Origin of the sequence: Psychrobacillus antarcticus (genome assembly GCF_029533155.1) — a bacterium.
Lineage (GTDB): Bacteria > Bacillota > Bacilli > Bacillales_A > Planococcaceae > Psychrobacillus > Psychrobacillus antarcticus.
The window spans coordinates 119,122-131,183 of the sequence record NZ_JAIZDB010000017.1; the positions used below are offsets into that span (position 1 = coordinate 119,122).

Sequence of the window (12,062 nt, forward strand, 5' to 3'; positions counted from 1 at the left end):
GACGAAACGAAGGAGAATTTACTTAAATGAAACAAAAATTGCTATACCTTTTAATTATTTTTGCTGTTGTCACGGGAGGACTATTCCAAACGAATCAAGTAGAAGCGCAAACAACTAAAGTCTATTGGGATGGAATCTTGCTGGTTCCTGGACAAGCCGGTAAAATCAAAGTTGTAAAACCGATTAACCTTTGGAAACGCACTTCAGATGGTTTGGTATTTGAAAGAATATTAAAACCTGGCGAACAATATCGTGTTTACCGTTATGATAATTTATACGGAGGACAGTACGGTTTAGGTGGTGGTATGTACATCACGAAGATGGCTGGCTATGTAGAATATAAAACACCATCTAAAGCAAAATTAAAAGAATTAGCAAATGCTCAGGGGTCGACACCGGTTCCTGGAAATACATCATCCAATTTGTTTCCAGTAGAGAATAAACCTTCCTTGACAATAGGTAAGGTTTCTAGCCAATCTATTACTCAAATAGCGCCTGGAGTTCGTAAAAAGTTCTTTGATATCGACTCATCAAATGGTTTGCAAAAGCTATTCATGCTTGAATATGATGGGAAAACATCAAATATCGGATTGAAGGCTGAGCTAGCAAAAGATCAAATTAAAGGATTTGAAACTACTTCATCACAAGCAAATAGTGTAGACCAAAATGATTCCTATCACGTGGTAGGGGGAGTAAATGGAGATTATTTTGATAAGTTTGGTCAACCAATCGATTTGATGATGATGGATGGATCTATCGTATCCACACCTCAAACGGGATTAAGTGATCTTGCTGTATTAGGGGTTAAGTCAAATGGTCAGGCAATTATCGGTGCTCCACAAGTTGCGATGAATGTTACAGTTAATGGTGGACAATCTTATGCTATTAATTCGGTTAATAGAACAAGAGGTGCAAATCACCTAGTAATATATACAAAAGACTTCTCGGCAACGACTGGAACAAACGCACTTGGAACCGAAGTCAGAGTAAAAGTGGAATCAGGCAAGTTAAATGGGTCTGAAAAATTAGTAGGTACTGTAAGTGAAAGTATTTCAAGTGTTGGAAATGCAAAGTTGAATAGTGGAGAAATAATTCTATCTGGACACCATTTTGCTAGTAAGTTTTTAGAAACAGTTCAAGTAGGAGATCAAATAGAAATTTCAACAAATTTCACACCAACTGAGTGGAATGATGTTCGTGAATCTGTAAGTGGACGTTACCATTTGGTGAAAAATGGTACTCTGCAAACGATCAAAGTTGCAGGAGTTGCACCACGTACTGCAGTTGGCATTAAAAAAGATGGTAGTATTTTTACAATAGTAGTAGATGGTCGTACTACTTCAAGTAAAGGATTGACACTACAAAATACGGCTAAGCTTATGAAAGATTTAGGTGCTCACTATGCGATGACATTTGATGGTGGTGGTTCTTCTACTCTAGTAGCTAGAGAACTAGGAGCAGACAAAGTGACTGTTGCTAACAAACCATCTGATGGTGGGGAACGTTCTGTTTCAAACACATTATTATTTATCAGTAAATATAAGACAGGGGCGCTTGCAACGATTGCGCCAGCTTCTAATTTTCTAGAGCTGTTCCAGGGTGCAACTTATACTAATCTTTCTGTACCTGTTAAAGGTATCGATCAATATATGAACCCTGTGGCAGTATCAGGGAGTGGCACAGTAACTTCAACTATTCTAAAAAGTTCGAGTGGGAAACAATTAGTTACAGCAGGTCCGGGAACATACGCAGGGGTTGTTACTTATGATGGGAAAACAACAAATATCCAAATTAAAGTTACTAATACGTTGGATAGCATTAAGACCAATGAAAGTTCTTTACACGTAAATAAAGGACAAGCAGTTCAAGTTACTGCAACCGGAATGAACAATGGACAAGCAGTAATCACCGATCCTGCTGCGTTTACTTGGACATCTACTATTGGGGCAATAAGTAATGGTAAATTTACAACTCCGAAAACGGATGGTATTGGTACGATTACCGTAACATATGGTTCTAAGACAACTACAATTCCGGTTGTAGTTGGGGAAGTTGCGCCAACCATTTTAGAGTCATTCAATAAAGGGATCTCTAACTATGAAGCCTCGGGTGATCGAGTAAATTCTGTTTCTATTGAATCTGTTACAAATGATAGAGATGGATCAAAAGCCCTTAAACTAGTTTATGATTTTACAGCTACTACCGGAACTTCAGGAGCATATGTGGATGCAAAAACAAGTCTAACAATTACTACTCCTGCTAAAAAAATTGGTATGTGGGTAAAAGGCGATAGTAAAGGTCATTGGTTACGTTCTCAAATAACAGATGCCACCGGAAAAACAGTTCAATTAGACTTTAGTAAAAATGTGAACTGGTCAGACTGGCAATTTGTTTCTACTGAAGTACCAGCAGGATTAACATATCCATTGAAAATGGCTTTACCTGTTCGTTATATGGAAACTGAAAATAATAACAAAACAAATGGTGAAATTATAATAGATGACATTCAGTCTATCTATAAAGATTAAATATAAAGAAAAATCATTGGATGTTGCGAACTCTATTGATGTGTGATAACGTAATTTGCATTGAATTTTGCTAATTGTGGAGGGAAGTACATGGACTCGGAAGAAAAAGAAACGAAGAAATCTAACGCATCGGTAGAAGCAAATGCCCAAAAGATAATAGGGTATTATAAGCGACAAGCGTGGGCGTTAAAAGTATTTGATAAAATAGAACAAGATAGCATTGTCGAAGATGGTAAAAATGTAATACTAGCTTCTTCTGTCATTCAATCTAATAATGATTTGTTCTTCCCGGCTTTTATTCGTATTAATACGAAAGAAAACGGTAAAGTTGTAGGGGCATATTTGATTATTGAAGAAGAGGAAAATTTCCAGTTACTTCCACTTGAAAGAGCATTAGAAGAGTTCGAGTTGGATGAGTTAGTACCTTTCAAGTATAGAACCCTCGAAAAAATTGATGGAGATCAGTTCCAAGTTAATTGGCCTGAATTCTCTTAAAATCACCATATTTCTATGCGTTTCATTAAAGGAGTGCGACTTACCGTCGCGCTCCTTTAAGTGTTTATATGGATAAACTATCATGTGACGGCTAGCCAAAGGCCTTCGAAAACGATAGAAATAGACCTTGAACTTAAATTACCGTAAATGTCTTTTGCCAGGTTCTTCTAAAATATTATGAAAGTATATAAAAATACAACATGAACACTGGATTTGCAGAACATTTAAGAATGATTATATAAAGTGGACCTAGTTGATTGGAGCGCGGAGCGGCGACTCCAGTGGGAACAGCGCGAGCTGAAGACCCTGGACTGAGCATCGCGAGGGAAGCGGCTGAAGCCGTGCCCACGGAAAGCGTCCGCTCGTAGCGGAAATCAACGGCATATCTACGTTTTTATTTTTAGAGGACCGGGCGTCTTTTTGCCCGGATTTTCTTAACTCTCCATCTTCTTTTTATTTACTCGCTCCAATATTTCATTTACTTGCGGTCAACAGTCTTTTACTTGCTTTCCCCAATAAATAACTTGCTCATTTTCAACGTTTACTTGCTCTTGTAGACTATTTACTTGCGAAACGGTAAAATTATCTATTGAAAGGGAATATTTAAGTTCAGAAAATATTTCTTTCTAATAGTGTCATAACGAGACTACACTTAAAGGAAAAGATTTCATAAAGGATAGAACGCTGATAAGTCATACTTGACGGCCGGTTCATATTGTTGGTTAGCCACATCCGAGTAGAAAGTAATCTATATCAAATTGAACAGTATACTCGATTGCATATGCAACCGTTTATGAACAATCAGTCTTTTCTTTCTTTATACTAAATTTGGTTAAAAGCGTATTTTTATAGTATAATCATTAATTGAAGAAACTTTCATATAGGATAAACGTCTAAATGGAATGTTGTACTAAATTTTTGAAAATAAAAAGACAAGGATGATATTTTTGGACATAAAATTACTTCTTGCTTTTATCGTATCTATGGCGACAGCAATAGCGGTAACACCGCTTGTTATTAAACTAGCACATAAAATAGGAGCGGTTGATAAACCCTCTGAAAGAAAAGTACATCAAAATGTAATGCCTCGATTAGGAGGTCTTGCTATTTTTATAGCAGTAATTGCTGGTTATTTTGTGGCTGGATTGTATGAAGCAAAAATTACAGGTATTATAGTCGGTGCATTGATCATAATTGTTTTGGGAATAATAGATGATAAATATGAGATATCAGCTAAAATTAAACTTTCAGGTCAGATCTTAGCTGCTTGTGCAGTAATGGGTAGTGGACTAACGATTGATGTATTAAATATCCCGTTCATTGGTGTATTTGAACTTGGTATCTTTTCCTATTTGGTTACATTATTTTGGATATTAGCTATTACAAACGCTATCAATCTTATCGATGGATTGGACGGGCTGTCCGCGGGGATCTCTTCAATTGTGTTTGCAAGTATTGCATTCCTAGCTTTCTCAGCAGATAAGATGCTAATTCTTACACTTTCCCTAATATTATTGGGGAGTACGCTTGGATTTTTGTTCCATAACTTTTACCCGGCGAAAATTTTCATGGGTGATACCGGATCAATGTTCTTAGGTTATGCAATATCAGTATTATCTTTACTTGGATTATTCAAAAGTGTAACGTTGTTTAGCTTTGTAGTTCCAATTATGATTTTAGGAGTACCAATTTTCGATACTTCTTTTGCGATCATTAGAAGGGTAGTAAATAGGAAACCTATTTCTGTTGCGGATAAGTCGCATTTGCATCACCGTTTATTAGCTTTAGGTTTGACACATCGTGATACGGTATTAGTTATATATGGTTTTGGTTTAATCTTTAGTATTACGGCAATTACATTTGAAACACTGACATTAAGATGGGCAATCTTTATCTTGCTGTTCATATTAGTTGCATTTGAAATTATTGCAGAAAAGATTGGACTTGTGAGTGATGAATACAGACCTATTATTTCTGTATTTCAAAAGGTTGTTGGGTATAAGCGCAATTAATCCATGTGCTTTTAATATATTGCTTTAAATTTATAGTAGATTTTAATTTATGGAATAGGTTGGTGTTGATAGAATGAAAGTACCAATGTTAGATTTATCGGAACAATATGCCTCATTAAAAAGTGAAGTATTAGAAGCATTAGACGGAGTGATGAGTAGCTCTCAGTTTATACTTGGTAGTAATGTCAAAAAGCTAGAAGAAGATATTGCAAAATATAGTCATGTTGCCCATGGGATTGGCTGTGGGAATGGTAGTGATGCGATTCATATAGCGTTACAAGCTGCTGGAGTAGGACCTGGAGATGAAGTTATTACAACTCCATTTACATTTTTTGCAACTGGAGGAGCAATTGTCAGAACTGGTGCAACCCCGGTATATGCAGATATTGATCCAGTATCGTTTAACTTAGATCCTAATGAGATTGAAAAACATATTACAGATAAAACAAAAGCTATTATTCCTGTACATTTATATGGACAAATGGCAGACATGGTTAGCATTCGTAAAATTGCAGACAAGCATAATCTTTTTGTTGTGGAAGATGCAGCACAAGCAATTGGAGCTAGACAAGGTGAATTTACTGTTGGTGAACTTGGTGATGCAGCTACATATAGCTTCTTCCCTACTAAAAACCTTGGTGCATATGGAGATGGTGGTATGGTCGTAACAAATAACGACGATATCGCAGAAAAAAGTCGCGTGATACGTGTGCACGGTAGTAAACCAAAATATTACCACCATGTGCTTGGCTATAACAGTCGTTTAGATGAATTACAAGCAGCGGTATTGAATGTGAAATTCCCGCATTTAGAAACATGGAGTGCGCAACGTAGAACACACGCTGATTTTTATACTAATTTACTAAATGAAAAAGTAGCTGATCATGTGAAACCACCAGTAATCGTAAAAGGATTCCATCATGTATTCCATCAATATACTATTTTGACGGAACGTCGCGATGAATTACAAACTTTCTTAAAAGAAAACGGTGTAGCTACGATGATTTACTACCCACTACCATTGCATATTCAACCTGTTTTTTCAGGTTTAGGGTATAAACTAGGTGATTTCCCTAAAACTGAAAAAGCTGCAAATGAAGCTCTTTCTTTACCAATGTTCCCAGAGTTAAAAGAAGAACAGCAGCAATATGTGGTAGAGAAAATTGCTGAATTTTTTGCTAGTAAATAATGAATGGATAAAAAGTAGGGGGAGACGTTATTTACGTTTCCCTCTAACTGCCTGTTAAAGAGATTTGAAGGAGAAGTGAAATGGCTGAAAATAAAACATATCGTTTATACGATTCATTAGAGTTTTTTTGGAAAAAGAAAATATGGTTTCTCATTATTCCACTAATAGTAGCATTGTTAGGATACGTCGGCGGAATGCTAATACCTAGTGATGGAGATTATGTAGGGAAAAGTACAATATTTACAGGTTCTGTTAAGTTAGAAGCATTAACAAACCCTGAACATATTCAAACAGTATATGGGGAACACTTTACTGGTCCTACAGAAGTATTTGTACCTACAAGAAGCTACATTAAAGTAGAAACTCATGGGAGCAATAAGGAAGCATTAACAAAAGAGTTAACTCAATTCAATGATCAGTTATTAGAGGGATTAATGGCTCGACATGATAAAGTGATACAGCAAACAGAAACTTATGCACAAGCTCAAGCAAAACGTATTGAAACTTTACAGACGGCAATTGAGTCCTATAAAGGAATTCTAAACGATACAAATAATGTAACAGTTATAAATAACTTTTCTGCTTTACTAAGTACTGCTGAAATGGATTTAACAAATGCGATGGCTACAGAGCAACGTGTTAGAAATGACATCATTACTTTTGAGCAGCCGGCACTAGCAAATGCTTCTTATGTAGTAGAAGCAAAATCGTATGGCTTAGAAGGAGCAATCGCAGGGTTCATTCTTGGGATATTAGCTGCTATCCTTATTTTATCTCTATGGAAATACATCTTAGAAGCTAGAGGAAATAAAAGAGTTATTTAAACCATAAAGTTATCTTTTAAAAATGTAACGCATTTTAATGGAATCGAAAAGAGGGAAATATGAACATGAACTTTATACATGACACTGCTGAGCTTGGTGTAGATACAACAGTGGGACATTTTTCAGTTATTGAAGAAGGTGCTAAAATCGGGAGCAATGTTCGCATCGGTAATCGTGTGACCATTCACGCTGATACAATCATCGGAGATGGCACAACAATTGATGATGGTGCTGTTGTTGGAAAGCAACCGAAACCCGCTAAAACAAGCACAATGCAAATCACAAAAGAAATTCCACCCCTTGAACTAGGAAAAGAATGTACAGTTGGAGCGAATACGATTATTTATAGAGGGGCTATTATTGGTGAGAGTACATTAATCGCAGATTTAGCAACAGTACGTGAAGATGTGAAGATTGGATCATTTGTTATTATCGGACGCAATGTTACGGTAGAAAACTTTGTAACAATCGGGGAACGTACGAAAATTCAATCGAATTCATATATAACAGCGCATTCTATTTTAGAGGATCATGTATTCATCGCACCTTGTGTAACAACAACGAATGATAACTTTATGGGTAGAACAGAGGCTCGTTTTGGTAAAATCAAAGGAGCAATTGTGAAAAAAGGTGCACGTATCGGCGGAGCAGCTATTATTCTTCCGGGAATCACCATTGCAGAAGAAACCTTCGTAGCAGCTGGAGCAATTGTTACAAAAGATACAGAAGAAAAAACGGTAATTAAAGGATTCCCAGCTAAATTCTTGAAAAATGTACCTGAAGAGGAGCTTCTCTAAGTGTTCTCTCAGTTAAAACGTTTAGGAGCGGATTCGCTCCTTTATGCATTTATGAATGTAGGAACGAAACTAATTGCTTTCATCCTGTTTCCTTTGTACGCCCATTACCTAGTTGATACATCACTAGTTGGTTTGCTTCAGCTTGTCGATACGAATATGTCGATGCTTACTTTCTTAGTGATCTTTGGTACAGATTCTGCTTTGGCTTATTACTATTTTGAATACAAAGACCAAGAGACACGAGAAAAGTATGTTCGATCCGTTATGACATTTAGGTTATTCATTGTTATTCTACTTTTTATCGTATTTTTAACTGGTGGAGAGTGGCTCTCGGTACTGCTATTAGATGTTCCTGGACAATCTCAATTATTTTATATTGCTCTTGGAACGCTTTGTTTAGATACTATTATTACGCTCGTATTAACGATCTTGAGATATGATTTTCATACGAAAAGAGTGGTCGCGACAACTGTTGCGAAGATGCTTTTAATAGCAATCGTATCATTACTTTTTTTGATGTTCGTTTGGACTTCACTTGAAGGGATACTTTTGGCTCGATTAATAAGTGTAGCAATTATTGTTCTAGTATTAATAAAGCCAGTAAAGGTTTATTTGCGACCTTTATTCGATTGGAGTATTTTAAAGAAAATACTAATTTATGCAACTCCTTTGGTACCTGCTTCTTTAGCTTTTTGGATTATTGCTAACGCAAATAATTACTTCATAAGAGGGTATGGAACTATTGGGGATGTTGGACTCTACGGTACGGCTATTAAATTTGCTACATTCATCACTTTATTGACGAGTGGGATTCAACTTGCTTGGAGACCTTTTTCGATGTCATTAAAAGATAAGGAAAGTAGTCCAAAACTTTTTGCTACTTTATACGCTGCATTTTTATTGATAGGTAGTTTAGGAGTTTTAGCATTAGCTACGTTTATGCCGTGGATTATTTTGGTGATGCCAGAGCAATTTAGAATTGCATTTCAATATGTAGCACCAATTTCAATTGCAACATTTTTAGGTTTTTATTATATGATTGTTTCTACAGGGATATTTTACTCGAAACAAACAAAACATATATCTATCGCATTTGGAATAGCGGCAGTTGTATCTGTTATATTGAATTTTATATTCGTTCCGATTTTCTTAATTTGGGGTACTGTTATTTCCTATATTGCAGCATATTGTTTGGCTTTATTTATGGTGTTCCGAAAAAGTCAAAAGCTCTACTATGTACCCTTTTCTGGATTCAAAATGGCATGGACAATCTTTTGGCTAATAGTAGCTACATTAAGTATCGTATATATTCAATTAACGGATTTAACTGATTGGCTAATAATAGGAGTATGGCTAGCATTTATAATTCTAGTATTGCTCGTGAGAATGGATAAATATTTAGTAAATAGAAAGTAATGGGGGATATGACATGGCGAGAAATTGTAAAATTAACCTTAGGCATAAAGATTTTTATCCTATTATAGGCGAGGGGTATGAAGGGTTTTTAAGAGGTTATTTCTACTATGAAAATCAATATGTCACCCATGAAAATTTTGGTAACATATTTAATGGAGCACAACTTTCTTCTATGGAATATTCCAAATGGAATGGAGAGTACGCTTTAATATTCAAAAATGAACATAACACCACGCTAGTGACCGATATGAAACGTTCCATCCCGTTATTCTATTCTCAAGATTCTGCATCCAATTGGATTGTTCAAGACTATATTACACCACATGAAGGAATGGATATGGTAAAGGAAGCAGAAGATGAGTTTCTTGTAACAGGATTTGTATTTAGAGATAAAACACTATTTACAGACTGGTATCAAGTGCCAGCTGTTTCTTATGTGAAACTAGCTGAGGATGCAAAGCAAGAATATTATTACACATACGTTTTAGAATCAGAATCCGAGTCTATCGATACATTTGCTGAAGAATTGGAGCAGGTTTTTCATGAATTATTTGATGATCTGGCAACGCGTTTACAGGGACGTCAAATAGTTATCCCACTTAGTGGTGGCTATGATTCCAGGTTAATAGCCTTGAACCTTGTAGAACGAGGATTAAAAGATAATATTACTGCTTTTACATATGGAAGACCAGGTAATGGTGAATCTACGGTTAGTAAACAAATAGCTGATCAATTAGGGCTTAAGTGGAAGTATTTTGCTTATGACAAAAAAATGTGGGAAGACATGTACAAGTCTGACGAATGGAAAGACTATGTAGTGTATTCCAGTAATGGCGTATCTGTTGCCCATTTACAGGACTTCCCGAGCACGAAGCTGTTAGTGCAAGAAGAAGGTTTAGAGGATGCAGTGTTCCTACCAGGACATTCCTTAGATTATCTAGCAGGTGGTCACTTGCCTTATGAATCGATTATTGAAAAAGACTTTGAAGTGAGTGAAATCCAAACCTTCATCATGAATAAACATTTTCGATTATGGGAACTTAATGGTGAAAAAACATATGCAAACACGAATATAGGAAGAGGTTTAATCGAAGACATTGAAGTGTATTCCAACTACACGAATGAGCGAGTGTCTTCGATAATAGATGAATGGAACTGGAGAGAAAGACAATCTAAATTCATCATTAACGCTGTTCGAGTTTATGAGTATTTTGGCCAAAGCTGGTCCCTACCGTTATGGGATGATCGTTTAATCCATTTCTTCAGAAAGCTTCCAGTGGATTTAAAATATAAAAAATATTTATATGATTATACATTGCATAAAATGCATCCAGAGTATTATCCAATGCCTCAAAAACCTGGTCCTGAAAACTCGTTAAAAAATAAATATGGAATGCTTTATCCTATTTTGCGCAAGCTATATAGGAAGAAAAACCTTTACCGAAAATACTTTGATGAGCCTATGGAATGGTACGGAATCTATCCAACTTATAAGCAATATATAAAATCATTAAAGTTCAAACGAAATGGTAAAAAGTATGAAAATCCATATAATATAAATTCATTTATCGTCAAAGACATGATTGAAATGATGAAGGAGATTACAAAATGAAGGTTCTTACAATCTTAGGAGCAAGACCCCAATTTATAAAAGCAGCGGCGGTATCACGTGTCATTCGTGAAGAAGTGACAGAACTAATTGTACACACAGGACAGCATTATGATGCCAATATGTCCGACATCTTTTTTGAAGAGTTGAATATTCCTAAACCAGACTATCATTTAGGAATAGGTTCTGGAAACCACGGGAAACAAACTGGAGAAATGTTAGCTAAAATTGAAGAAATAATTTTAACTGAAACTCCGGATTTCGTACTAGTATATGGTGATACTAATTCAACACTTGCGGGTGCACTTGCTGCTGCTAAGCTTCATGTACCAATTGTGCATATTGAAGCAGGACTTCGTAGCTTTAATAAGAAAATGCCAGAAGAAGTAAATCGTATCCTAACAGATCATATTTCTACATTACTTCTTTGCCCAACGGACACAGCTATCCAAAATTTAACAAATGAACATATATCAGAAGGCGTTTATAATGTAGGAGACGTTATGTATGATGCAGTTTTGTATAATAAAGAATTAGCAGCATCGTCTACGACTATTTTAGAACGTGAAAATTTAACAGCAAAAGACTATTTATTAATCACGATTCATCGTGCAGAAAATACAGATGATGTTGAGCGTATGAAGTCTATCTTAGATGCATTTAGTCAAATCCCTGATAAAAAAGTATGGCCAATTCATCCACGTACGAAGCATATGTTAGAGGATTATGGATTCAAATTAGACGAAATCCCTAATTTACAAGTAATCGAACCAGTTGGTTATTTAGATATGCTTTCGCTGGAAACTAATGCGAAAAAAATCGTTACAGATTCAGGTGGCGTGCAAAAAGAAGCCTATTTTGCAGAAGTACCATGTATAACAGTTCGCGACCAAACGGAATGGGTCGAAACTCTAATAGAAGATGCAAATATTTTAACTGGTACGGATACAGAAAAAATAGTAGCAGCAGTAAACAAGCAAGTTTCTCCTTCTTATACTCCTGTTTTTGGAGATGGGAACACAGCTCAGAAAGTATTGACATTACTAAAAGAATATTTAGCTTAGGCCCACAGGAGGTGGGGGGTTATGCAATCGTTGCCGCAGGACGCGGCGAACTTAGATTGCCTTCCTTTTGAGAGGTGGCGCACTTAGCCTTTGTTCCTTTGCCTGAAACGGAAATTAAAGTTGATACA

9 protein-coding genes are annotated in these 12,062 nt (G+C 36.0%); all 9 read left to right on the forward strand.

What is annotated here, in order from left to right; translation table 11 throughout:
- The first annotated feature begins 26 nt into the window (after positions 1-26).
- The 9 genes from LDK52_RS10825 to wecB all read left to right on the forward strand — a co-directional run bounded on the left by LDK52_RS10825 (position 27) and on the right by wecB (position 11,934).
- Positions 27-2,528, forward strand: coding sequence for a phosphodiester glycosidase family protein (locus LDK52_RS10825; protein WP_277585980.1), 2,502 nt, complete (start codon positions 27-29; stop codon positions 2,526-2,528).
- Positions 2,529-2,618: 90 nt separating this feature from the next.
- The gene (locus LDK52_RS10830) at positions 2,619-3,023 is read left to right on the forward strand and encodes a hypothetical protein (RefSeq protein ID WP_277585981.1); all 405 of its coding nucleotides are present in this window, start codon (positions 2,619-2,621) and stop codon (positions 3,021-3,023) included.
- 947 nt (positions 3,024-3,970) lie between these two features.
- A complete protein-coding gene (locus tag LDK52_RS10835) occupies positions 3,971-5,035 on the forward strand; it encodes a glycosyltransferase family 4 protein (protein ID WP_277585982.1) in 1,065 nt (354 codons plus the stop codon).
- Positions 5,036-5,108: 73 nt separating this feature from the next.
- Positions 5,109-6,224, forward strand: coding sequence for a DegT/DnrJ/EryC1/StrS family aminotransferase (locus tag LDK52_RS10840; RefSeq protein ID WP_277585983.1), 1,116 nt, complete (start codon positions 5,109-5,111; stop codon positions 6,222-6,224).
- An 80-nt stretch (positions 6,225-6,304) separates the two neighbouring features.
- Entirely contained in the window at positions 6,305-7,048 is a 744-nt protein-coding gene (locus tag LDK52_RS10845) for a hypothetical protein (protein ID WP_277585984.1), read from the forward strand.
- Positions 7,049-7,113: 65 nt separating this feature from the next.
- Complete coding sequence (locus LDK52_RS10850; protein ID WP_277586085.1) at positions 7,114-7,845, forward strand: acyltransferase; 732 nt, start codon at positions 7,114-7,116, stop codon at positions 7,843-7,845.
- On the forward strand, positions 7,846-9,261 hold the full coding sequence (locus LDK52_RS10855; RefSeq protein ID WP_277585985.1) for a lipopolysaccharide biosynthesis protein: 1,416 nt from the start codon (positions 7,846-7,848) through the stop codon (positions 9,259-9,261).
- Positions 9,262-9,274: 13 nt separating this feature from the next.
- On the forward strand, positions 9,275-10,873 hold the full coding sequence (locus LDK52_RS10860; protein WP_277585986.1) for an asparagine synthetase B family protein: 1,599 nt from the start codon (positions 9,275-9,277) through the stop codon (positions 10,871-10,873).
- Positions 10,870-11,934, forward strand: a complete 1,065-nt coding sequence (gene wecB, locus LDK52_RS10865) for a non-hydrolyzing UDP-N-acetylglucosamine 2-epimerase (RefSeq protein ID WP_277585987.1) — start codon at positions 10,870-10,872, stop codon at positions 11,932-11,934. Before LDK52_RS10860 ends, wecB begins: the two co-directional genes overlap by 4 nt.
- The last annotated feature ends 128 nt before the right edge of the window (positions 11,935-12,062 follow it).

Coding starts and splice junctions, on each gene's coding strand:
- wecB (WP_277585987.1), top strand. CDS start 10,870: ATGAAGGTTCTTACAATCTTAGGAGCAAGACCCCAATTTATAAAAGCA.
- LDK52_RS10860 (WP_277585986.1), top strand. CDS start 9,275: ATGGCGAGAAATTGTAAAATTAACCTTAGGCATAAAGATTTTTATCCT.
- LDK52_RS10830 (WP_277585981.1), top strand. CDS start 2,619: ATGGACTCGGAAGAAAAAGAAACGAAGAAATCTAACGCATCGGTAGAA.
- LDK52_RS10850 (WP_277586085.1), top strand. CDS start 7,114: ATGAACTTTATACATGACACTGCTGAGCTTGGTGTAGATACAACAGTG.
- LDK52_RS10845 (WP_277585984.1), top strand. CDS start 6,305: ATGGCTGAAAATAAAACATATCGTTTATACGATTCATTAGAGTTTTTT.
- LDK52_RS10825 (WP_277585980.1), top strand. CDS start 27: ATGAAACAAAAATTGCTATACCTTTTAATTATTTTTGCTGTTGTCACG.
- LDK52_RS10840 (WP_277585983.1), top strand. CDS start 5,109: ATGAAAGTACCAATGTTAGATTTATCGGAACAATATGCCTCATTAAAA.